The organism is Edaphobacter modestus, from assembly GCF_004217555.1.
GTDB lineage: Bacteria > Acidobacteriota > Terriglobia > Terriglobales > Acidobacteriaceae > Edaphobacter > Edaphobacter modestus.
The window spans coordinates 184,567-208,333 of sequence record NZ_SHKW01000003.1 but is presented as its reverse complement, the minus strand read 5'-3'; the positions used below and the strand labels follow the sequence as shown (position 1 = coordinate 208,333).

General features: G+C 55.8%; 19 protein-coding genes. 2 read left to right on the top strand and 17 right to left on the bottom strand.

Annotated elements, in window-relative coordinates:
• Window positions 1-22: 22 nt before the first annotated feature.
• The 3 genes from BDD14_RS28770 to BDD14_RS28760 form a co-directional block, all read right to left on the bottom strand.
• On the bottom strand, window positions 23-1,384 hold the full coding sequence (locus BDD14_RS28770) for an NAD-dependent succinate-semialdehyde dehydrogenase (protein WP_130424630.1): 1,362 nt from the start codon (window positions 1,382-1,384) through the stop codon (window positions 23-25).
• A 241-nt stretch (window positions 1,385-1,625) separates the two neighbouring features.
• Window positions 1,626-1,928 carry a hypothetical protein gene (locus BDD14_RS28765; RefSeq protein ID WP_130424628.1) on the bottom strand — a complete coding sequence of 101 codons (303 nt, stop codon included), beginning with the start codon at window positions 1,926-1,928 and terminating at the stop codon, window positions 1,626-1,628.
• Between the two features lie 188 nt (window positions 1,929-2,116).
• Window positions 2,117-2,329 (bottom strand): hypothetical protein, encoded by a 213-nt coding sequence (locus tag BDD14_RS28760; protein ID WP_130424626.1) that lies wholly within the window; start codon window positions 2,327-2,329, stop codon window positions 2,117-2,119.
• Between the two features lie 306 nt (window positions 2,330-2,635).
• On the opposite strand from BDD14_RS28760, the gene BDD14_RS32655 reads away from it, so the two are divergent.
• Both BDD14_RS32655 and BDD14_RS28755 read left to right on the top strand, forming a co-directional pair.
• Window positions 2,636-2,938, top strand: a complete 303-nt coding sequence (locus BDD14_RS32655; RefSeq protein ID WP_207231927.1) for a hypothetical protein — start codon at window positions 2,636-2,638, stop codon at window positions 2,936-2,938.
• Window positions 2,938-3,732 (top strand): transposase, encoded by a 795-nt coding sequence (locus tag BDD14_RS28755; protein WP_242618364.1) that lies wholly within the window; start codon window positions 2,938-2,940, stop codon window positions 3,730-3,732. The genes BDD14_RS32655 and BDD14_RS28755 overlap by 1 nt, the downstream gene beginning before the upstream one ends.
• A 427-nt stretch (window positions 3,733-4,159) precedes the next feature.
• Here the strand turns inward: BDD14_RS28755 and BDD14_RS28750 are convergent, their stop codons facing one another.
• The 14 genes from BDD14_RS28750 to BDD14_RS28680 form a co-directional block, all read right to left on the bottom strand.
• Window positions 4,160-4,918, bottom strand: coding sequence for a sensor histidine kinase (locus tag BDD14_RS28750; RefSeq protein ID WP_130424624.1), 759 nt, complete (start codon window positions 4,916-4,918; stop codon window positions 4,160-4,162).
• Window positions 4,919-5,121: 203 nt separating this feature from the next.
• The gene (locus BDD14_RS28745) at window positions 5,122-5,535 is read right to left on the bottom strand and encodes an alpha/beta hydrolase family protein (RefSeq protein WP_130424622.1); all 414 of its coding nucleotides are present in this window, start codon (window positions 5,533-5,535) and stop codon (window positions 5,122-5,124) included.
• Window positions 5,536-5,776: 241 nt separating this feature from the next.
• Window positions 5,777-6,031, bottom strand: coding sequence for an AAA-type ATPase lid domain-containing protein (locus BDD14_RS35085; protein WP_479724028.1), 255 nt, complete (start codon window positions 6,029-6,031; stop codon window positions 5,777-5,779).
• 97 nt (window positions 6,032-6,128) lie between these two features.
• The gene (locus BDD14_RS28740) at window positions 6,129-7,475 is read right to left on the bottom strand and encodes an alginate export family protein (RefSeq protein WP_165420378.1); all 1,347 of its coding nucleotides are present in this window, start codon (window positions 7,473-7,475) and stop codon (window positions 6,129-6,131) included.
• Between the two features lie 218 nt (window positions 7,476-7,693).
• Window positions 7,694-8,083 carry an alpha/beta hydrolase family protein gene (locus BDD14_RS28735; RefSeq protein ID WP_130424618.1) on the bottom strand — a complete coding sequence of 130 codons (390 nt, stop codon included), beginning with the start codon at window positions 8,081-8,083 and terminating at the stop codon, window positions 7,694-7,696.
• Between the two features lie 22 nt (window positions 8,084-8,105).
• On the bottom strand, window positions 8,106-8,369 hold the full coding sequence (locus tag BDD14_RS28730; RefSeq protein ID WP_165420377.1) for an alpha/beta hydrolase: 264 nt from the start codon (window positions 8,367-8,369) through the stop codon (window positions 8,106-8,108).
• Window positions 8,370-8,551: 182 nt separating this feature from the next.
• Window positions 8,552-10,162, bottom strand: coding sequence for a pyrroloquinoline quinone-dependent dehydrogenase (locus tag BDD14_RS28720; RefSeq protein WP_130424614.1), 1,611 nt, complete (start codon window positions 10,160-10,162; stop codon window positions 8,552-8,554).
• Between the two features lie 108 nt (window positions 10,163-10,270).
• Window positions 10,271-11,119, bottom strand: a complete 849-nt coding sequence (locus BDD14_RS28715; RefSeq protein ID WP_130424612.1) for a tryptophan 2,3-dioxygenase — start codon at window positions 11,117-11,119, stop codon at window positions 10,271-10,273.
• Window positions 11,120-11,399: 280 nt separating this feature from the next.
• Window positions 11,400-12,017 (bottom strand): isochorismatase family protein, encoded by a 618-nt coding sequence (locus BDD14_RS28710; protein WP_130424610.1) that lies wholly within the window; start codon window positions 12,015-12,017, stop codon window positions 11,400-11,402.
• 204 nt (window positions 12,018-12,221) lie between these two features.
• Window positions 12,222-14,957, bottom strand: a complete 2,736-nt coding sequence (locus tag BDD14_RS28705) for a sigma 54-interacting transcriptional regulator (protein WP_165420376.1) — start codon at window positions 14,955-14,957, stop codon at window positions 12,222-12,224.
• Between the two features lie 1,431 nt (window positions 14,958-16,388).
• Complete coding sequence (locus tag BDD14_RS28695; RefSeq protein ID WP_165420375.1) at window positions 16,389-19,772, bottom strand: sensor histidine kinase; 3,384 nt, start codon at window positions 19,770-19,772, stop codon at window positions 16,389-16,391.
• A 192-nt stretch (window positions 19,773-19,964) separates the two neighbouring features.
• On the bottom strand, window positions 19,965-21,377 hold the full coding sequence (locus BDD14_RS28690; RefSeq protein WP_130424604.1) for an MFS transporter: 1,413 nt from the start codon (window positions 21,375-21,377) through the stop codon (window positions 19,965-19,967).
• Between the two features lie 75 nt (window positions 21,378-21,452).
• Window positions 21,453-22,022 carry a hydrolase gene (locus BDD14_RS28685; RefSeq protein WP_035352679.1) on the bottom strand — a complete coding sequence of 190 codons (570 nt, stop codon included), beginning with the start codon at window positions 22,020-22,022 and terminating at the stop codon, window positions 21,453-21,455.
• 143 nt (window positions 22,023-22,165) lie between these two features.
• On the bottom strand, window positions 22,166-23,701 hold the full coding sequence (locus tag BDD14_RS28680; protein ID WP_165420374.1) for a PAS domain-containing sensor histidine kinase: 1,536 nt from the start codon (window positions 23,699-23,701) through the stop codon (window positions 22,166-22,168).
• Between the last annotated feature and the right edge of the window lie 66 nt (window positions 23,702-23,767).

Sequence of the window (23,767 nt, the reverse complement as noted above, 5' to 3'; positions counted from 1 at the left end):
GGTACTCGGTGCGTACTGTTGTTCAGGCACCCTGCCAGATCAGTTTTGGGTTGGTAAGTTCCCGTGCGCCGGGAGCGCCCAGTTCGCGCCCATACCCTGAAGCCTTGAAGCCTCCGAACGGTGCGCGGGGATCGGTGTGGGTGAAGTCATTGATAAATACCATTCCAGACTCGATCTCGCCGGCAACGCGACGGGCCCTGACGAGGTCGCGACTCCAGACCGCAGCGCTGAGACCGAAGTCAGTGATGTTGGCGAGGCGAATCGCCTCGTCCTCGGTCTTGAAGGGGAAGAGCATAGCCACGGGACCAAAGAATTCTTCCTTGGCGATCGCCGCCTCGGGCGGCAGCCCAACAAGCACAGTCGCTGGGTAGAAATTGCCGGGGCCGGCGGGGATCTCACCGCCAGTGAGAATGCGTGCTCCAGCCTTTACCGCGTCGAGCACCTGGCGATGGAGGTTCTTGCGGGCTCCGGAGCTGGCCAGTGGGCCGAGCTTGATGCCTTCCGTCATGGGATCGCCCATTGGGAGCGCCTTGGATTGTTCGACAAACGCCTTGGTGAAGTCGTCGAACAGAGACTCCGCCACCAGAAAGCGCTTGGCGCAAATGCAACCCTCACTGTTGTTGAAGAAGCGCGACGCTATGCCGAGCTGCACGGCTTTCGCAAGATCGGCGTCCTCCAGAACGATGAATGGATCGGAACCGCCGAGTTCCAGCACCACTCTCTTGCCAACTCGGGCCGCTTCCTCCGCTACGGCGCGGCCGGCGCGGACGCTGCCGGTGACGGTGGCGGCCCGCACACGCGGATCGGCGATGACGGCCGCACACGCGTCAACCGGGATTGTAAGGTTGACATAGAGTCCTTCGGGGCCACCGGCGTCGCGCACCAGGGTCTCCAGCGCCTCGGCGCAGCCTTGGACCGTTTCGGCGTGCTTGATGATCGCGGTATTGCCGACAAGGGCCGTGGTGTTGAAGAAGCGGAGCACCTGCCAGAAGGGTACGTTCCACGGCTGAACGGAGAAGATCGGCCCTACCGATTCATATACGATCTGCGCCGGTATGCCGGGGATGGGCTGTGGCTTGAGATAAGCTTCCCCCGCTTCGGCGAGGTGCCGCGCGGCCCAGGCGGATTTCTTGATCTCGAAGATGGAGTCCGCCAGCGGCTTGCCCATCTCGGCGGTGATTAGGCTGGCATAGGTCTCGACCCGCTCTTCCAGCAGCTCGGCGAGCCGAGTGAGGAAGGCAATTCGCTCCTGCAGTGGAGTGCGGGACCAGCGCCGCCAGCCGTCCCAAGCGCGCTGCAAGCGTACCTCGATCTCTGCCTTGTTGTGCTCGGGATAAGTGCCAAGCAGTTCTCCCGTCGCCGGATTACGTGATTCGAAGTTCATTGAAGGCTCCCTGCCACTTTCCGTGGCATATTCAGTTTTGTTTGCATGTTCAGCAATAATTACGGCCTTTACTTTGCCGATGGAGATGTCACAAAAATTAGAGATCGACTTGCCAAGCCTCCCGACAGGGGACGATCAGATCACCTTGAAATAGCCCTCATCGTTCAGGATGTGCCGGGGCCAATCCTGTTTCGTTGAAGTAAGCTTTCTGATTTTTTCGAGGAACGCGGGGTCTTGGTTGTCACCCCGATAAACGGTCATATCTTCGGCCAGCCAGGCAGGAAGAGCAGCGAAGCGGTGCGTCGTTGGTGTCTCTAAATACCAAGTAATATGGACGAGCGCGCCACTTTCCTCGTACCAGACCGCTGGTCTCGACTCCCGGAGCTACCCGCTGGAAGTAGAAGTGCTGGATGGCATGCCGTCCAGCGTGTGGCCCCTCTTTCAGGGTGTAGTCGACGATGTCGGGCCCGACGATGGCAGGTTCGAAGACCCAGCCGTTGGCAAAGTGCCAGCTTAGTCGTGCGCCCAGGATGCTAGTGAGCATGCTGTTCACACCTTTCTGAGATCCGAGAACGTACTTGAGTCGTCGGCTTCGAGACGGTAGGTAACGTCTCTCTCAGCAACTCCAGGTGCAAGAGTTGGACCATTCGCAAGAGACTGAAAACACGAAGAGGAAGGGCGGAAAGCTGCCTGTGGATTTGGTGAAATTGGCGAAAATTGCGATTTCACCAGTTAGCTGAGTTTGAAGTGGCTTTTACGAATCCTTAATTTCTTAATGCGGTGCTCCAAGGTCGAAGGTGACAAACGCCAAGGCGTCACCCAACCTGCAAGCGCTTCCAACATCCCCATTCCGCCGAAAGGCAGCAGGCGAAACGGCGCATCGCCGATCTCCGGAAGATGGTTGGTACGGATACTCCAGTCCGCATTGCATTTGGGTTCAGTCAAAGAGGCGTTGCTTGAAGCCGCTCTGGCGTCGGATTCCGACGTGCTGATGATCGGAAGAAGCCATCCAGCCCGGCGCTCATGGCCGTATGCGAGACTTGACCTACGCCATGGTGCGCGACTCGCCGTTTCCGGTGCTCAGCGTCTAAACTCAACATCAGTTGTTGCGAGAAAGGTATAGCGCTCTTGGAGTGATACGGCAACTCTTGAGAACAGGGTGATGCGCTCATTGAATCGGAATCTGGGGGTTCGTTGTGTCGTTGTGTTCTGGGCGCATTGTTTGAATGTTAAGTCATTGGGGAGCACGTGGTGTTGCATAGGCTGAACTCAGCGGTGACGCTGATTCAGAGAACAACCACGGAGGCTCCTCGAGGACATATGTATTACATCGGACTGGACGTACACAAGAAGACGATCAGCTACTGCGTGAAGGACGTGAGTGGCCGGATACAACAGGAAGGCAAGGTTGGATCAACCCGACGCGAGCTGGACTGTTGGATGAAGACTCTACCCCGGCCCTGGACCGTAGCGATGGAAGCGACGATCTTCAGCGGCTGGATCTACGATCATCTGCTTCCGCACGCCACCCAGATCAAGGTGGCTCACCCGTGATGCTGCGAGCCATTGCAGCGGCCAAGAAAAAGAACGATCGGATCGATGCCAGCAAGCTCGCCGACTGCCTGCGCTGCGACTTCCTCCCGGAGTGCCACATGATGCCTGCAGCGATACGGGATCGAAGGCGCACCTTGAGGTACCGGCATCTGCTGGTGCGGCAGATGGTACAGATGAAGAACCGTGTCTCTGGACTGCTGATGGAGACAGGAGTGGAGTACAACAAGCAGCGGCTGCACAAGGTGAGTTATTTCCGTGAACTGGTCTCCGGGCACGAGGAGGTTCATCCGAGCATACGGCCACTGCTGAAGTTGAGTCGGGAGACGATCGAGCGCTGTCAGAAGACCGAGTACGCTCTGGTCAGTTCTCTTCAGCGCGATCCGATGCTGGCCGATAGGATCAAGAGGCTCCGAACGGTTCCTGGCGTGGGTCCGATCACGGCACTGACATGGGCGCTGGAGATCGGCGATGTTTCGCGCTTCCGCACGATCAAGAACGCGATCAGTTATTGCGGACTCTGCGGAGACGAACGAAGCTCGGCGGACAAGATGATGCGCATGCCGCTGTCGAAACAGCGCAACAAACATATCCAGCGTGTGCTGGTAGAAGCTGCGAAACTGGCTCCGAGACAGAGTCATGAGCTAGCCGTGATCTACGACCGGGAAAAGCAGAAAGGAAATGGCAATCGGGCGACACTTGCCGTAGCCCGGAAGATGGTCGCGTATCTGCTTGCCGTGGATCGGCAGCAGAGAGACTTTACACCTGCTGAAGAACGCAGGACTGCGGCAGCATAAGTGTTGCCGAAAGAAACAGGATGAACAAAATGCGCAGACTGCCAGGTCCTGCCGATTGCCGACTGAGCGAAGGAGATCACCCTCCCGAGGCTCTCTACGAATTGTTTCGGGACTGGCAGAGAACACAAACTCAATCTTCTGTGATGGCTCTTCAGAGCCTGAGACAGCAAATGGATGTCTGGTTCTGCCGAGTGCAGGAACCGATGCCGAGAGGCATATTTTGCGTACTGAACATCCTGGATAGCATGACTTGCACGCTCTCGCGAGCGTGCCCGGGACACCCGTGCCTTCCCTTGACAGATGACTTACATGGATGTCGGCAACCCTTACCTTGGGATTACTTCAGGGTTGCCCGTTCACTCGGACGCCATCTCGAGAGGGCCGTGGCAATCTGCGCTTCCGACCGGAAGACTTCCGATGAATTTTCCTAACACCCTGCTAATTTCTCGATTATTCGGGATTCGAAGGCGATGGAATTAGGGACGGACAGCGCGACTTCTGTTCCAGCCGCGGCGCGGCTCCAAACTCTGAGTCTGGCGCCAATTCTTTCCGCCCGTTCGCCCATACTCGGGAGCCCCCAATGTCCCTCGCGTCCCGCACGCAGCACTTGAGGATCGATCCCGCAACCGTCGTCGCAGACGATCATCCTGAAGCGTTTGGGGGCATACTCAAGCTCGACTTCGATGCAGCTGGCTCGGGAGTGGCGGAATGCATTCACCAAGAGTTCCCGGCCGATGTGATAGACCTCGTCGCGAATGAGCGGGTGCAGTTTTCGGGCCGAACCGAACACAATGACCCGAAAATCAATTTGCACTTCGATGCCCAGATCTTGCGGGATTCGGGAAAATGCCTGACCTAGATCGTCGGAGTCTGAATCGGAGTCTGAATTAGATGAGCGGAGTCCTCGAACCGCGTTGCGGCCCTCTTCCATGACGTGTCTCACCAATTCGAGAACACGGCTTAATCGCAGCTTAGCGGGCGAATTCGCGGGTAACTGGTCCACTGCAACATCTAGCTGCATGGCTACGCTGACAATGCCTTGCACCACGGTACCGTGTAGGTCTTGGGCAATTCGCGTACGCTCAGCTAGGCGTTCCTCGAGACGGGCACGCATCTCCCCGAACGTTGGCTGCAAACGAAAGAGATAGGGGCTTCTATACGCAAGAGACAATCCATCGCGCCGCATGACAGATCCTCCTTTTTGCAAGTGAAGGCCGTCTTCCTGCCTTCTTACGCTCACAAGCCTGGGACCTGAAGCTATCAAGAGCGCCCGTGTTCGAGTTTGGACTCGTGAGCATGGGTAGATACTGTCAGGAACGTGCCACACAGTTCTTGAACGATTTCGCTGCGGTCGGGACGTTTTCACCGGAGCGAGCGCCACTAGGCCCCTCAGCGCAATCGCGCTCTGTTTCGCCAGCCAAAGCACCAGGTGTCCTCCCGCGGGTGCCCGGTCGCCACCACGCGTTTCAGATCGAGTGATCGCTCCGCTGCAATCTTTTCCAAACGCGCCGCGCCCGTTCGCACCTCGTCGAGCGTCCCCGGCCGTCCTCCACCTGGATTTCCAATGCGGCGGGATTCCAGGCTCCACGTCGCCAGTCCGTGCCGGGTTACCGCTTGGCAGAGATGCCTGGTTTCCGTCAAGTCGTAACGCGCGCGCCAGTAGCCGCCATGGATCACGATGGCCACTGGATGCAAACCGCTCCCCGACGGCACGCGCAGCTCGCCGAACTGAAATTCGCCACGACTGTATGCGATTCGCGTGCCCGGCGGCGCAGGCGGCACATCCTGGATGCTAGTGAGCATGTTGATCACAACTCTGAGATCCGAGAACATACTTGAGTCGTCGGTTTCGAGACGGTAGGTAATGTCTCTCTCAGCAACTCCAGGTGCAAGAGGTGGGCCATTCGCAAGAGGTTGAAAAGACAGAAGAGGGAGGGCGGAAAGCTGTGTGTGGATTTGGTGAAATTGGCGAAAATTGCGATTTCACCAGTCCTCGGAAAAGGCCTAGCTGAGTTTGAAGTGGCTTTTACGAATGCTTAATTTCTTAATGCGGTGCTCCAAGGTCGAAGGTGGTACTCCGAGCCTCGCCGCGGCCCCGTTCACGACTGGCGTCCTCATCGGCGTCTGCGGGCTCAGGTTGTTGCGGCAAGCTGACTCGACGGGAATCCCTGGACAAACAAGCTGCATCCACGCAAAACGTGCCATCAGAACTCACAATGACCGACCTCTCAACAACATTTTGCAGTTCGCGAATATTGCCCGGCCTGGGATAGGATCGAAATAGTTCGACCGTTCTTATCGATCTTTTTAACTGAAATCAACGGAGTAGCCGGATTTTTATTGCTGAGCCCTTGGGCAGACGGCAGGGGACCACGTGCGATTCGCCGCAAGAACTATCAGAACCTGTAAATCACTTTTCCAGATACATACGCCGTATTCCTTCCCGGCGGAGAAGTTTCTCGCAGAAAGGCTCCGGCCTCGTAGTACGCGCCCAGCAACTGAACTGTCGTGTGATGATCAACTGTCCAAGTAATCGAAATATCTTGCAGGGCTCCGACGTATTGCTTTCCAGAAGCCAAGCCGCTTCGTAACAGAACTCCAGGGTGAGAGTACAGGCCGTCAGTCGTACGCTGCCGCCAAAAGAAGAAAATATCTGGGGCTAACGAGACTTTCTTTGAAATCTGCAAAGCGATTTTTCCGTGCAAAACGATAGCATTCAGAGAACCACTGTCATCGATGAAGCCGTAATAAAGGCCCTTTGGGAACAATGGATGGAAAGTCTGAAGATCGGGATTAGCGGGATTCGTATCTCCGCTTGAAATTCCAAAAAGCAAACTTGGAACCGGTCGAAATTTGAGATGGGAGAATGAGTAAGAGAGAGACTGGGCATATTTCCAGGCGAGAATGTTGCCGCTGCCGAATTTGCCAAATTGAAGATCGACTTCCCCCACGTAGGAGAAATTGCCCTTCCCCCCGTATATCAGAGACCCTACGGTATGCCGTTGATCTCTTTCGCTCCCCCGAGCAAATCGCGCGATTTTTCGATCAAGACCCAAGTAATAGGCATCCAACTGGCGGATGAATCCGGGCAGGTGCTTCGAGCTGGTGCCGTAAACACCCCAAAGCGTCTGTGTATGATCCGGGTAATCATCGAAGAGCCCCGGATTGCTTAACGCCGGGCGCATAGCGAATAGATCTACCTGCCAGTCCTTCGGCCTCAGGATCAGTTTGATTCCGTCGAACGATTGACGCACATTCAGATCGCGCACATCCAACAAGGTTCCTTCGCCGTACTGAAGATCTTGTCGTCCAATCTTGAGGCTTGCGCGCGGACGATCGCCGTGTGACGGCGGGTGGAATTCTATGAATAGCTGATTTATATCCAGCTTGTCCTCGTCTTGAACTGGCCTCGGGCCACCAGCCCGTCCGAATTCAAGACCGCTCTTTAGCTCGAAGAAGAAGCGTGTTGAGGAGCCCAGGTGAAAATCAGCGCTGCCAAGAAAACGATTGAGATAGTATCCATTGCCGTCTTGCGGGCCGGCACCCCAGTTGTAATTGCGATAGTGTTCATAAAAGGAGCGTTCTTCTCCAGCCAGCGTAACGTACCAACCTGGAGCGTTACGCAAAGCAACGTACTTTAGTGGGTCCCAAGGATCTGTGCGCAATTCTGGGTCCTTCAGAAAACTCCAATCCTCTTCGCTTCTATCAAGCGGTACATAGACCGGACGCTCGAAGTCAGCCACCGTTGTCTGATGCGAGTCATTTGCCTGCCCGAAAGCAGCAGGGAGTAATAGAGCTATAACCCAGAGCAAGCTGAGTACACTGTTTGGGATTCGGAAGTCGCAGCAGGTCTTCGGACTTTTTTGCATCGCATTTCACCAAGTTTGCTATCAGCATTCAACAAAGAACTCCGCGCTGGTTCTGCGGAAGGTGGTCTAAGGCGGCCCGTGGTCCCGTCGCATCAGGCGAACAGGCGCAACACAGTCTGCTCGATTTGAGGCCAGGCGGTGGCACGCGGATCGATCAACTCGAAGTGTCCCGCCTTCGCCATTTCGACCAGGTGAACGTTTCCTCTCTTCCGTTTCTTCTGGTCGCAATCGTCCGAGCTGAATCGAGGCGGCACAACGTCGTCTTCCATGCCGTGAAATAACCACTGTTCGGCTTTGACCTCAAGGTGGGTCGGATCGGCCTCGTAGTAATGCTCGGGGACCTGGTCTGGTGGACCACCCAGAAATTCAACCACGGCGTTGGTGCCCAGGTGCAGATCCCAGGCGCGTCGCAGGTCCACCACTCCAGCCAGAGAGATCGCATGCTTGACCGACGCCTGGTGGTCGGCTAGACAGAGTGCCAACTGGCGCCGGCGGAATGGCCCATCACACGACCGTTTCGGCGTCGAGGTGGTACCGTTTCTGTAGCTGCGCGATGAAACGATAGCCGTTGGTGATGTCGGAAAATGTTCCGGGCCGGCCGCCGCCTTCATCTCCGACGCGACGGTATTCCAGATTCCAGGTGACCACACCTTTGGCGGTCAACGCTGCGCACAGGTGACCCGCATGCGTGAGATCGTACTCGTTGCGCCAGAAGCCGCCGTGGATGTTCATCACGACCGGGTGAGGTCCGTTGCCCTGCCGATCCATGGAGGCAATCGAATTCACCTGCACTGGCTAATAATCGATGATCAGAATCGCCAAGTTCTTCGGCGTGAGTAGATGATCCCTGGCAGCGTCTCGAATGAGTTGACTTGCCACGTTTCTTGTTCTCCTTAGAATTCTGAATCGCTATTTCAAAGCGGTTCGGGTGGTTGCGAGCACCAGCGACCTCATTTCCCAGGGAGGCGGAAGATTGTGACGCTGGGATTTCCGCCGCCGATCTCGGGAGCGATCGAGTTGTATACCCCCAAAAAGCCCGAGACGATCGCCACGTTTTGCACGCCGCGGGCATTGTAGGTGACCACGCCGCCACCGGCCGGGCCACCGAGCGCGCTCCGCAGCAGTACCTTGCCGGTCCTGGCGTCCAACGCCAGTAGGTCACCAGTCAATTCACCGGTGAAAATCAGATCGCCTTCGGTCGCCGTGACACCGGCCGCCAGCGGTTTCGCGGCATCGTAACGCCACTTCTCTTTGCCGGTGGAAGCATCGAACGCAGTGAGTCGTCCACGCGCGGCTGACCACGGATCGAGCTTCGTTTCACCGCCAAAGTACCAGCCGTGCGTGTGTTCCTTCTCCGGATCCGGGCGCTCCGTATCCTTCTTGAACTCTGCGCACCAGTCAGTAGCAGGAGCCACTAGCAAGTTTAGTTTGATGTCGTATGCAGAGCCGTTCCACTCCTGCCCACCGAGACTTGTGGGGCAAACACGCACAGGAGTCGTCGTGACAGGGGCTTCAGCGTTGACCCGGTTGGTGAACGGAACACTGTACAAGATCTCAGTCGAATCACGGTCCAACAGCCGCAACATTCCGTCCTTGCCCGTGCTGGCGACAACGTTCTTTGTCGAGCCGCTGATCTTCGCTTTGAACATTGGGCCAACGTGCGTGACATCATAGTCGTGCATATCGTGCGGGATGAACTGTCGGTACCACGCCAAGTGGCCGGTCATGGCATCCAATGCGATCAGCGAGTTCGTGTACAGGTTGGGCCCGGGCCGGCCTTCGTCGTAAATATCGGGAGCGGCGTTTCCGCCGGGGACGTAGAGCAGGTTCTTCTCCTCGTCAAAGGTCATGGGAGTCCAGAGATTTCCGCCGCCGTGTTCGCGCGCTGTTGGATCTGTCCCCCATGTGTTTGCGCCAGGCTCGCCATCGTCGGGCACGATGTTGAATCGCCACGCTTGCGATCCATCGCTGATTCGGAACGCCCCAACCCAACCTTTCGAGGCAAACTCAGCGCCTGCCGGTCCGATGTAGACCAGATCGCCGTGAACCAGCGGCGGCATGCTGATGAAGTAGCCCTCCTTTGGATTCGCGATCTGCCTGCTCCAAAGCGTGTGCCCGTCTTTTGCATCGAGCGCCAGCAGGAAGCTATCACCCGTGCCGCGAATGATCTTTCCGCCAGCGAGTGCTGCGCCGCGGTGCGTGTTGAACGTTTCGTTATCGCGTGGCGACCACTTGCTTGTCCAAACAACGTGGCAGTCGGAGCCATCCACCGCGACGGTGTAGTGGGCAGTCGTCAAATACATGACGCCCGCAGACACGATGGGCGCGGTCTGCGATGGCTCTTTATCGGGGAATGTGTAGACACAGACCTTGGCCATTTGCGAAACATTCTTCGTATTGATCTGCTTAAGGTACGAGTAGCGGGTTCCCGCCGGGTCGTGGTCGACGTACAACCAGTCGCTGTCGTCCGGCTTGTTAACCGCACCTTGGCGGGACGCAATCGCGTATGACACGCCCAGGACTACGGCGAGTCCGACAAGAACAGTAGACTTTGACTTCATGAATGTTCTCCTTGTTCTGTGCATGCCGCAGCTCCCCTCAATCCGAGCTGCGCGCGACCTCCGCGAACTCAAAATAGCTTCGCCCGCGATTTTGCTCTGCCGGTACGACTATGATTTCGCGTGAGGACAAACTGGCGGTTGGTCGCCGATGAAGGTGCGGGCCGAAAAGAGTTCAGGAAAGGGAATGTCTTCCAGCGTCGGCAGCAGCCAAGACACAGCCGGGGTACCGAAATACGCCGATCTATTTCCGATTGTGCGACGTGTCGCCATGAGATGACGATACTTCCAGGTTGTAAATTCCTCGGCGATGTCGGCCATGGTCTCGCCGAGCATTTTGACCGGCGGGTCGGTTTCGTAGGCCGCGGCCCACGCCTTTTCGACCTGCGGGTCGGGAGCATAGGTTTTGGACGGGTCGCGCCTAAGCACTTCCGCGGGAATTTTAAATCCTCTCCTTGATAAGAACGACAGCACATCGTCGTACAGGCTGGGCTCGTTCAGGGCCTTCTGAAGCTGTTCGAATCGATGTGGTTGCGGCTCGAAATGCTCCAGGTGCTGTTCTTGCTTGATGCCGAACAGGTAGACCATGTGCCGATAGGTCCATCCCTGAAGAGCCGTGTCTTGACCGTATGTAGCTCGGACCGCCGCCAAAATCGGCATCATGTCCGACGGGGTGATCCAAGATAGAGACCGCCAAGTCGCGTTCAGGGGTTCGTGGTGATCCACCACTCTGAGCAAGGCTTCGTGAGCCTCCACCAGATTGTCCTCGCGAAGACAGGCCTGAGCTGCCTGCATTTCCCTTACTATCAGCGCCCAATAGAGTTCTTGGACCTGAACGTTGATCATGAAGGCATACTCGCCGGGATGGTCGCTCACCGTTTGCTGAAGCGTGTGTAGAATTTCGGTCTGCAACCATGCGCTATACGGGGTCTGGTTTTCTTTTGTTCTTGTCTCGTTCATCTTTGTCGTCCTTGAGATTGTTTGATTCTGCGTTGCACCTTTCGATCTCAATCGCGGCCTCGATGACTTCGTTGTCGTGTCCTCGATGACCGACGATCTGCAGGCCCAGCGGGCAAGAGGCTATCCCTGCGACGCATAGGAACTGTAGCAACGGGATAGCTATCCTCGGCCGTTACTGGCAGTCCGGGCCGCCTGCGGCAATTCTTTTGCGAGGGAAGCCGGAAAGCCGATGCTCAGAGCTATTGGATACGCCATTGGCGCGTCTGCGGTCGCGTATTCGCTATTTCGTTTTGCCGGTCATGGCTTCAGAGAACTGTCCGATCACGGTGGCGAAGTCCTGGTCGAGCGCCGCATATACCTCGTTGGCGTATGGATCAGCGTTGGTTGCCATGATCTCGCACACGATTGAGAAATAGTCGACTGGGATTACACCTGCCTGTTGAATTCTGGCGATACCTACCTGGCGATTGGGTGCGCTGAGCACCCCTGATGCATCGATCACGACATAGGACTTATAGCCGGCGGCCAAAGCCGAGTAAGCAGGAAGCGCCGCACAGACTTGAAGAGTAACGCCCGCAAACAAGAGATGCGTCCGGCCCGTAGCTTCAACCGCCTTTACGAAATCCGGGTTATCCCATGCGTTCATCGTCATTCGCTCAATAATGGGAGACCTTTTTGTATCTAGCACAGCAACGAGCTCAGGAAACGTCGGCCCCCACAAGACATCTTTGGCTGTGGTAGACGCGATGATGGGCATCCCGAGAATTTTCGCCGCCTTGGCGAGACCGAGCACGTTGTGTTTCAATTCGTTGATCGTGATATCACGGACTCCAAGCAATAGGCCGACCTGATGGTCAATCAGGCATACTGCTGAGTTATCTCTCGTTATTCGTTCCATTGTTGATCACACCTTTCTGAGATCCGAGAACCTAATTCAGTCGTCGGTTTCGAGACGGTACGTAACGTCTCTCTCAGCAACTCCAGGTGCAAGAGGTGGGCCATTCGCAAGAGATTGAAAAGACAGAAGAGGAAGGGCGGACAGCTGTGTGTGGATTTGGTGAAATTGGCGAAAATTGCGATTTTACCAGTCCTCGGAAAAAGCTTAGCTGAGTTTGAAGTGGCTTTTGCGTATCCTTAATTTCTTAATGCGCTGCTCCAGGGTCGAAGGTGGTACTCGGAGCTTCGCCGCGGCCCCGTTCGGGCCAGACACTCGCCCTCGACTGCCAGCGAGTGCCTCCTCAATGATGTGCCGTTCACGACTGGCGTCCTCATCGGTGTCTGCGGGCTCAGTTTGTTGCGGCGAGCTGACTCGAAGGGAATCCCTGGACAACCAAGCGGCATCCACGCAGAACACGCCATCAGAACTCACAATGACCGACCTCTCAACAACATTTTGCAGTTCGCGAATATTGCCCGGCCAGGGATAGGACCGAAAGAGTTCGACCGTTCGCTTATCGATCTTCTTAAAGTGCTTGCCCATCTTTTGGGCAAATCGATGGACAAAGTGTTCCAGCAGCATCAGAACGTCGTCTTGCCGTTCGCGAAGCGGGGGAACCTGGATTGGGAATACGTTCAGCCTGTAGTAGAGGTCCGAGCGAAATGTCCCGTTTGCAATGGCGGCTTCCAGATCGCGATTAGTGGCCGCTATGACGCGGACATCGATTTTAACCGGTTGCGTGCCGCCGACGCGTTCGCATTCACGTTCTTGTAACACCCTCAGGAGTGCAACCTGGGTGTCCAGCGGCACCTCGCCGATTTCGTCGAGGAAAATGGTTCCTCCGTTCGCCAGTTCAAATCGACCGAGGCGGCGCTGCATCGCCCCGGTGAACGCGCCTTTTTCGTGGCCAAAGAGTTCGGATGAAATCAGCGATGGGGTAAGAGCTGCGCAGTTCACGCTCACAAAGGCGCGTTGCGACCGGCGAGATCGCTTATGGATGGCGCGGGCGACCAGTTCCTTACCAGTTCCAGTCTCTCCAATAACAAGAACGCTAGAATCGGTGGGAGCAACTTTCATTAGCCGAGAAAGCACTCCCTGCAACGCCGACGAGGTGCCGACAATCTCTTCGAACATGAACGCTTCGTCGATCTGCTCCCTGAGCACTACGTTTTCGTCGTGCAGTTGATCTTTCAGACGCTTAATCTCTTCAAACGCCTTCTCCAGGTCGGCTCGCGCGCGGTGGTGTTCGGTGACGTCGATTGAGGCCCCAACAAATTCCACGACGTCGCCGCGTTCGTCTAGGATGGGATGGCCGATACTGCAGATGTTTTTGATGGTTCCGTCTGGACGAACAATCCGAAAATCTGCCTCAAAATCAGTTTTTCCAAGCAAAGCCGCCGCGTAAGCTTGTTCGACCTCGGGCCGATCTTTGGGATGCTTCCTCCTGTGATAGAAATCAACCGACGATGCGTCATCTTCGGGTTCAATGCCATACATTGCAAGCCCTTCCGCGGAGACTGTCACCTTCCCTGATAAGACTTCATGTTTCCAACTGCAGGTGCGGGTTAGCCGTTGGGCCTCGAGCAAGGATGCTTCGCTCGCGCGCAGGGCATCTTCGGCACGCTTGCGCTCCTCAAGATCGGTATTTGTTCCGTACCACTTCGCGACTTTCCCCGATCGGTCGCGCAGAGGGCTACCGCGAAAGAGAAACCAGCGAAATTCGCCGTCGAAGCGGCGGAAGCGGCCCTCCACTTCGTACGGCTTTACAGAATTCAAAGCTTCCCGGAACGTTTCCAGAATTCGTGGCAGGTCGTCTGGATGAATCGCAACCTCCCATCCCGAGCCCAAAGCTTGCTTTGCAGATAGACCCGTATAGTCCAGCCAGCGCTGATTGAAGAAGTCTGCGGAGCCGTCTGGACCAGCGGACCATGCCAACGTAGGGATGGTGTCGACGACTTGCGCCAGTTTCTCTTTCAGTTCGAAAATCTCGCCGTAGGCCAAGGAATTTTCAATGACGATGGCTATCTGGCCCGATGCCTCGCTGAGAAAGTCGATATCTTCGCGCGTAAACGAACCCTCGAGCTTGCGTGCAACTATGAGGACACCGACGGTCCGACCACGACTCACCAGCGGTATCATGCAGTGGCTGTTCAAGCCCTCTGCAACTACCAATCCATACATTTCCGGCCCGAGTTCCTCGGGATCGTTCGCGGTGATGATTGCCGGTTTAGAGCTTACCCAAGCTCGTTTGAAGGCGAGCCCTGGCGTGGCCACAATCTCTTCCCTGACGAATCCTTTCGCATCGGGAAAATCGACCGCATAAATCCGGCTCTTATCCGATACCTCATCGAAAAATGCAACACCCGCGGCATCGGCATGCATGACGCTTCGAACGTTGGCTGAAATTGAACGCAGCACTTCCCGAAGCTCAAGGTTCGATGTAACTCGCTTCGTCAGTTGGAGCAGCAGCTGGAGTCGAGTATTCTGAACTGCTAGGACTTGTTCTGCTTTTTTGCGCTCCTCGATATCGGTATTTGTTCCGTACCATTTCACAACTCTGCCGTTTTCGTCTAAAGACGGAGTCGCACGAAACAGAAACCAGCGGTATACTCCGTCGGATCGGCGCCAACGCCCTTCGATCTCACCTGGCTGGCCAGAAGCTACAACGCGTCGCCAGTAATCCACGAGTTCGTTCAGGTCGTCTGGATGAATCGCAACCTCGTATCCCGAGCCCAAAGCTTGCTTTGCAGATAGACCCGTATAGGCCAGCCAGCGCTGATTGACGAAGTCTACGGAGCCGTCTGGACCAGCCGACCATGCCAACGTAGGGATGGTGTCGATGACAAGATGAATGTCCTGTATATCTCCAGGTTCTTCGAAGCCATGCCGCAAGAAGGCCATACGCGGATCCTTACAAGTCGTCGCAGTAAGACATCTCGCTCCGAGGTCGCAGGGCGAGATGGTTTCCGGATTGTGGGCAATCCGGAGGTAATCCATGCGACCTTATGACAGCATATTCCTATAGAGAAAATTATCAATCAGCGGCGAATCGCCGCTGATTGATAAGCGGTTTAGGAGACCGGGCGCGTCTGCGTTTGATAGTTGCCCGTCATAAGGGAATTGCGTGACATCTATAGCTAGAACGCTGGCCACAGATCTCCACAGCCACGCCAGAACAAATTTCAGAACTTCAAATCGGGCAATCCTTTTACATCCTCCGCGTCGGTTGAGACGCTGATGTTGTGCCATGCCTTGTCGTCTGATTCCCGCTTTTCCTCGGCAAAGCGGCATACTGCACAGCATCACTGCCGAGCAAGAGGTGTGCTGGGAGATGCTCTTTAGCTTTCCGAGTCTGCGAATAATCGACGAATCGAGTTGCAGATAGGATTCACATTCTAGGCCCTGACATGATTTCTATCGAAGTGGCCCTGCACTGAACATTGGGTCAATTCGCTGTCTCGAAAAAACTTACCGGGAAGTGTCAAAAGCCGCGATCTCATCCCAGCTTAGGTAGTAGATGCGCGCTACCCGCGCAATCGTGTCTGGCGCTGGCTCAACATATTGCTCAGTCCGCAGGACAAATAACGGATCATATATACGTATACGACCAATAAAGCGGTTGATAGAAGACAGTGGAGCCAGAGAGCGTTTTGACGCTCGGGAACAATACGGGAACAACCTGGGGAGGAAACCATCCCAAATGATCCCAAACGATCCTAAATGGAAGCCCCTCTAACGTCTTTCGTATCAATCGCGTCCGCTGATTCTAAGCCACTTAGGTCCATTGGTAGGGGGCCCTGAAAAGGCCGGCGTCGGCGGTTCGATCCCGTCTCTGACCACCATTTAGAAGCTTGTAATTTCAAGATCCGCAGTTCCCTTCCCCCGAACCCCACAAAGTTGCCCTCGGCGGATTTTGAGTTTCCGGATATCCCTGTAAGTCTATGATAATCAATGAAATGATAGCGTAGTTGAGCGTAGCCCTAAGTAGCTGAGTGACCGTAGTTTAGAGCAGTCTACGGCAATTAACAAAAGCTGATGAGTGTACCGCTATTGCACCGAAAATGTAACCGTCAAGATTACATATATAGATCATCCTACAAGCCCATCGCTACGAAGCGTTCCTGTTTACCTTTGCTGTGACAGCAAACTGGAGACGCGAAACTAACGAAATCGGGCGGAACGGATGGCTCCTATTACGCCCTCAGGAACACCTGTATCCGGATAGCCGGTTTTTTGTCCAGGCAGACTGGATGTGGACACTGGCGACTTGTCGTTACTAATCTCTAAGCACTCGATGACCGGGCCCGCGTACCCACTCTGCTGAATGCCGAATCACGCGGCCTCCACGGGAGGGTTTGTTTTCGCGGGAGCGGCTGGCAGGGTGAAATGAAACGTCGCGCCTCGTCCGTCGTTAGACGTGGCCCACAAACGGCCACCATGCGATTCCACGATGGAACGGCTGATCGCCAGCCCCATGCCGCTGCCTTGAGGTTTCGTCGTGACGAAGGCATTGAAGATCTCGTCCGCTCTTCCGGCCGGCAATCCTACTCCGGTGTCGCTGACTGAGATCAGCACTTGACCGCACTCGCCTGGTCCCGTCTTGACCGTGAGCACTCCGCCGGTCTCCTTCATCGCCTCGATACCATTGAGCATGAGGTTCATCAGTACCTGCTGCAGTTGCACCCGGTCCGCCGTGATTTTAGGAAGATCGGCGGCAGGGTCCGTATGAATCGAGACGGCATTCTCGTTGGCTTCGCCCCGCAGCAGCAGGACCATCTCGCCGATGACCTCATTTATCGCGACCAACTCTCGTTTGGGAGAGGACTTTTTGTACAACGATCGCAGACGGTTGATAATCTCCGAGGCAAGGGTGCCCGCTTCGATGATTCTTTCCGTCCCTTTGCGCACCTCCATCATATCGGGCGGGTCGCGCTGAAGCCATCGCAAAGATGCCTTGGCATTCGCGGTTGTGACCGTAAGGGGCTGTGCGAGTTCATGCGAGATGGAGGCGACCAGTTCTCCCATCGTGCTGACCCGATTTGTGTGTGCAAGGTCCGCCTGTAGCTCTTCCGCACGCTTGCGATCTTGAATGTCGGTCGCCGTACCGTACCATCTCACGACCTTTCCTCGCTTGTCCCGCAGCGGCACGTTGCGGCTCAAAAACCACCGATACTCCCCGTCGGTGCGGCGGAAGCGCATCTCCTCCTCGACCGGCTCACCACTGGCAATGCTCGCGGCCAGTCGTCGCTCAATTCGATCCAAATCGTCGGGATGAATAGCAGCTTTCCTGCTTTCCTTCGGATTTTCCAACTGCGACAACCCGGTATATTCAACCCAGCGTCGATTCAAAAATTGAATGGTATCACCGGGTCCACCGATCCACGCCATCGCCGGAATGGTCTCAAAGGCTTCGTGAAATTTTCTTTCCTCCCGCCGCAATTGTCGCACTCGGAGTTGATGCAGCCCCCAAAGGAATGCCCAAGCCGCAGCCACGTACAACAAGCGGAACCAGGTGGTCTGGTAGAAGGCCGGCCGTATGGTGAAAGCCAAGTTTGCGGGTGCGCCGGACCAGACGCCGTTGGTGTCTGACGCCTCAACGCTGAAATGATAGGAACCGGGAGGAAGGTTGCGGTAGGTAACGGGAGTGGCCGCCGCCGCTTCGTGCCAGTCTTTGTCTGTTTCCTGCAGCTTGTAGCGGAATCGGATGGCCTCGGGATCGGAGAGGCTCACAGCGTTGTAGCTGATCTGCACGCTCGACGTGTGGGCCGGAAATGAGAGACGAGGATCGGGCGCGTAGAATTTGTCGTCGGCAGAGACCGACTGGATGGTGATCGGAGCCGGAACTGTCCGTTTTTCAGAGTGAGCTGCCGGATCGAGCCACACCACTCCGTTGCGCAACGCGAACCAGAGTCGCCCATCGGAGCCCTCGATGGCGGTCGGAAACGGACGCAACTGGGTGGCAAGCCCTGAAAGTCCCTCGCGTATGCCGAAGTGCTCGCCCTTGATCCGATACGCAGAGTCTTTCAAAGCTTCGGAGATCTCCGCCTTACGGATATGGAAGATCCCTGAAATCGCGTTGAGCCATAAATCTCCCTCGGGCGTTTCCACGATTCCAGAGATTCCGCGCAGCCATTGGTCATCCACAGCGGCGATCTTGTGGAAGCGTCCGTGGTCAAACTGCTCCAGCCCAAATTCACCCCCAATCCAAATCTCTGATCCTCGTCCATAGATCGCCGTGATATTGCCCACTTGAAGATCATCGCTCGGACCGAATCGACGGACCCGATCGCTATCCAAAACCGCCAGCTGACTGTTCGTATAGCCGAACCAGACGCGACCCAAGCTATCAGTAAATTCAAGCAATATAGCTTTCTTTGGGAGGTCGTCGCGGCCACCGTAAGGTGTCCAAATGCCATCGGCCAACCGGTACAAACCGTGGCGGCCGAAGGAGACCCATATTCTTCCTTGTTGATCCCCGGTAATCGTCTGCAGAAATTCAAATTGGTTCACCATTTCCGGGGGAAGATTCACGCGAACGAAATCGTCTCCGACAAGATGCCAAAGACAATGTTCCCCGGAGAACCAGAACGTCTTGTCAGGTGCGCGGTAGGCGAATGACGATGTCATCTGCGGGAGACGGCGCTCGGCTTTGCCGCCCAGGACATGATAAAGGTCAGCTTTGAACCTATTGCCAAGACTGCCGAAACTGATCCATACCGCCCCATTGTCATCAGCAACCAGGGCGAGTTTCGAACTCCCCGATGTTTCTTTCGGGAATTCCTGTCTGATCAACGGGGTGTAGAAGAATCGATGTATACCCTTGGTGTCTCCAAACCAGATATTTCCTTCACGACCCACCAACTCTGCCATCGCAAAAGGGTTTATGTTGTAGGTTTCAGAAATAGCTGGGGACGCTTGGTTCTGGACATTACGCAGGCTGCCTTTTGGAAGGCGCATCACGACGGGCTTATCCGCCGGTGAGATCCAAACACTGTTGTTTCGATCAACCATTTGAGAGTCTTTGGAGGTGACCGGGTAAGCAGGCAGCCTCTCATAAGAACCTTCGCCGGAACCGGACACACGTGGGGCTACCTCCGCGGTCAGGACGGTTCGATCCGGCTCCCAGGTGAACCCGTCGACTGACAGATTTCTCTCAGCTGTTTTGAAGTGTCTGGTCCCGTGCAGGAGGTAAATGAGGTCCTTCGGAGTCTCCCAACTGCCCACCAAAGCCCACAGTATTCCCTCTGAATCAAATCCAACCTGTGCAACGGGTCCGGCCGGAGCGTTCCACTCAACCCCGATATGCTGCCACCCCGAATGATCGAATCTCCATAGACCACTGGATGCGCCTGCCCATACGATTCCATCCCGATCCTGGGCAAAACCGTTAACACTTCCAATCCCGCTCGCATAATTGGTCACTCGCCCCTTATCCAGGAAACTGAAGCCTCCGAACGTGTAACCGATCCAGAGGCCACCAGATGGCGGTGCGAACAAGGAGTACAGGTTGGTCGAGAGGAGCCGATCGCCAAATGGCGAGGTGAATGGTTCGAATCGCGTTCCATCAAAGCGAAATAGTCCGTTGGGACCGCCCAGCCATAGGAACCCGTCATTGGTCTGTGCTAAACACGTGACGTCTGAGGGCGCTCCCTCTTTGAATGTCCAGGAGTCGTGACCCACCTGCACGTTCGCCGATGGCGGTGTTTGCCCAAACAAAGATGGACACTTGACAGAGGTAACGATCATTAAGGCAACAAGCCAGCACAGCTGCGAGGCTGTGACACGGATTGAGTGTGCTGAGCGTTCGCAATCTCCGACGGGAACAAAGGACCGCGCTCGTTGGTGTGTTTTCCACGAAGTACCCATAGATACATCTTCTATCAGGCGACCGGATGTAATTTCGGGCGATTAGCCGATGTGACCGCGCGGAAGCGTTCGGTCGACGATAGTTCCGACGAGAAGAACTGCGCTCAGCATTCCCATGACTATGGCGAGACGATGCAGGCCGTGGTCGGTCGCGTGCTGACCGTACATGAGACCGAGAAGACTGGTTGAGGTAATCGCGCCGATATAAGTCGCCGTTCGTTGCAAACCGGAGGCTGTGCCGATCTCCTCCACCGGCGCCTGGATATAGACGGCTGCCTGGGTTGCGGTGGATGCTAGACCAGTCGGCAGGCCGAAGAGCATGACGGCCGCAGCGATCATCCACACAGGTGTCTCGTGGTTGATCAGGAACAGGCACAAGCAGCCGATCAGGGCTGCTGCGGTGCTCACGATGAAGGGGGTTCGGATTCCCTTGGTGCGCGCGCCCGCGAGCGACGCCACAACGGCTAGGAGGGACATCGGCAGTGTGACGAGGCCCGCTTTGGAACTGCTGAAACCAGCTCCGGCTTCAAGCCATTGAGCAAAGCCGTACAGAATGCAATAAACGATCAGCAGGATCGCGGCAATACGCAGATAAGTCATGGTCAGAGGGCGGTTGCGGACCAGCATGCGCACATCGATGAATGGCTGCTTTCGGCGCAAGGAGTGAATGACCAGCACGACTCCAAAAACGGCGGCAACAGGCAAGACCAGCCACATGGGATGGTCGAGACTCATCAGGAACAGCATCAGGCTCAACAGGAAGGCCGAGAAGAGTGCGATGCCAATCAGATCGAGTTCCTCCAGCAGGAGCACAAAACTGCCGGCGGGTTGCTCATCTTTGGGAACCCACAGAAGAACGAGGAGGATGGTGAGCAGCGAGAGGGGAAGGTTCACCGTGAAGATCGAGTGCCATCCGAAGTATCCGGTCAGAACCCCGCCAAGCACAGGCCCGATGGCTGTCGTTGCGGTCCCGGCAAACGACATAAAGCCCATGGCGACACGCGGCGGGTCCGCACCAATACGGTCCGCCTGCGTGCGGAAAATGCGCATCGCAGACGGATAGGCCCCCGAGGTTCCTATTCCGAGCAGAACACGGACTGCGATCAGCATGCCTAATGACGAAGCGATCGCGCCGGCGATGCCAGCGAGCGTCACGACACAGAGCGAGAAAAGGTAAACCCGGCGCGGGCCAAACAGATCCGCCAGGCGCCCCATCGTGGGCTGGGCAATGGCACTGGTTAGATAGAGGCCCGCGATGAGCCATCCGGTCTGAGCGACGCTCGCGTGATAGTCCCTTGCGATCGCCACCAGCGCCGTTGAAATCATCGTCGAATTGATCGGATTCAGCGTCGATCCGAGCGCGAGCGGCGTGACGAAACGAAAGCCGAAGTGTGCGGGATGCCTTGAAGAAGTTTCCATCGCCTGCTCGACGCCGGTTGCCAGGTCAACACTCACGAGGCCTCCAAGCGCCGGATCAATTCGACGGTGGAAACGAGGGATGCATACCCCCTTCCGATTTCACTGGACACCTTAAGCAAGGGCGGCGATGACCTCATCGGTCTTCCTTACCCTCGCCAGACGTGGAAAGGTCTTCTCGAAGGCGAAGCGGTGCTGATCAGCGTCCTGCGCAGAGCAGGCATCTTCGACAACCACAAAGGCGAAGCCGAATCCGGTGCCCTGGCGGGCGGTGGATTCGACGCCGACGTTACTGGAGATGCCGGTGAGGACAACTGTGTCGACGCCGCGGCTCTTGAGCTGTTGCTCAAGGTCTGTACCGGCAAAGGCGCCCCAGTGGCGCTTCGTGATGAGGATGTCGTTGGGTTGGAAACCCGCGGAAGCGGCGATCTCCGAGGCTACAGCGGGTATTGGCTTATCACCCATGTTGTGCGGCTCGTCGACTGGAAACTTTAGCAAATCGTTCAGGTCGACGCGAACATATACAACCGGTGCGCCGTTGGCGCGGAAGGCTTCGGCGAGTTTCTTTGAGTTTTCAACGATCTGAGCGGCGGGATGGGGCGCAGTATTCATGCCGACGATAGCATTCTGCAGGTCGATGATGACGAGAGCGGTTTTTTTTGAGTCGAGATTCAATGAGTTCAACGTAGCTCCATAAGTCGAGGCTACCCTCGACTTTCATTTTAAAAATACGAGAATGCCCTCGACTTTGTCAAATTCTGTACGGGGGAAGCTGCAACGATGACTGCAATCGCCGAACCAAGGAGATCTCGGCGCTCAACTGTTGGTCAGCTCTCGAGGCACGCACTCGTCGCGCGCCGCCTATCTGCGACGGGAAGAGTAACGCTGAACTTGGCTCCATAGTCTGGATTGTTCTCAGCCCATAATTGCCCGTCGTGCCCTTCAATAATGGATCGGGACACGGCCAGACCTATGCCCATCCCCTTCTCTTTAGTAGTTATGAAGGCGTCAAAAATATTCTCAGTGTCCTTCAGGCCTGGTCCACTGTCTATGACTTCAATCAGAACCTCCCCTTCGTTCACGAGGCTGGCTCTTATCATGAGGTGAGGCGGCCGGGCGTTGCTTTCCATCGCCTCGATACCGTTCGAGATCAGGTTGATCAATACTTCCTGAATTTGAATTTGTTCGACTAAGATTGGCGGAAGATCACCCGCAATTTGTACATCGATGGGAATTTCAGCTCTGTTCGCGTCTTCATGAACAAATCGTATCGCTTCGCGGATGATCTGCGATGGCCAGGCGTGCTTCTTCCTGAGCGGTTGCTGTTTGAACAATGCCCGAATGTGCTGCATCCTCTTGTCGGCAACGCGCCCATCGCACAGCACTCGTTCTATGGAAGTCATTGCTTCACTAAAATTACTTGGACTGCTTGATAGCCAGCGCCGAGCTGCCTGCGCGTTTGCGATTACAGCAGTGAGAGGCTGGTTTAGTTCGTGAGCGATCGATGCGGACAACTCAGCTACGGTGGCGATGCGCGATGCTCGCGCCAGTTTGACACGGGTTTCCCGTAAATGATCCTCCGCTCGCTTTCGCTCGTCGATGTCGATGCCGACCCCAAACCACTGCAGAATCTGCCCACGTTCGTCACGCAGGGGTTCTGCACGACTCAAATACCAACGATAAATCCCGTCCGCTCGCCGGCATCGATGTTCAACTCCATAGGGGCTCCCACTTGCAAGTGCCTTCTTAAATTCCTCGACTACGTATTCCCGCTCCTCGGGGTGAATGGTTTGTACCCATCCCCAGCCTTGGATCTGATCTAGGGTCATTCCAACGTAGTCACGTGCCTTCCTGTTGGTGAATGTAAGCTTTCCATCAGGCGCGTTCGAAAACAAGATTGAAGGAACCGCGTCCATTATTCTTTGCATCTGTTGCTCAGATTGTTGGAGAGCAAGTTCCGCCGCTTTCTGGGCGGTCGTATCAAGCATGATTCCGTGAAACGCGATCGTCTTTCCGTTGTCATCGCGGATAGCGGCAACGCTGGTGTGAAACCATCGGTATTGCCCGTCGGCGCACATAAAGCGATGGACGGTGTCATATTCAACGCCTTCTGTGAGCAATCGATTCCAATGACTTGAAGTTTCCTCAAAATCATCCGGGTGGATCAGATCGATCCAACCCTTCTGCTGCAGATCCTCAAGTGTTCTTCCCGTGTACTCGATCCCTTTTTGATTGACGTAGACGATCGACCCGTCTGGTGCGGCCTTGAACAGAACCGCCGGGAGATTCTCGGCGAGAAGATTCAGTTGCAGCTCACTCCCCCTGAGGGCGGTTTTCTTCGGTTCGAGATTCAATGAGTTCAACGTAGCCTCCAGAATGCGAGGACACTCTCGACTTTATGCGTATAAAATACGAGGATGACCTCGACT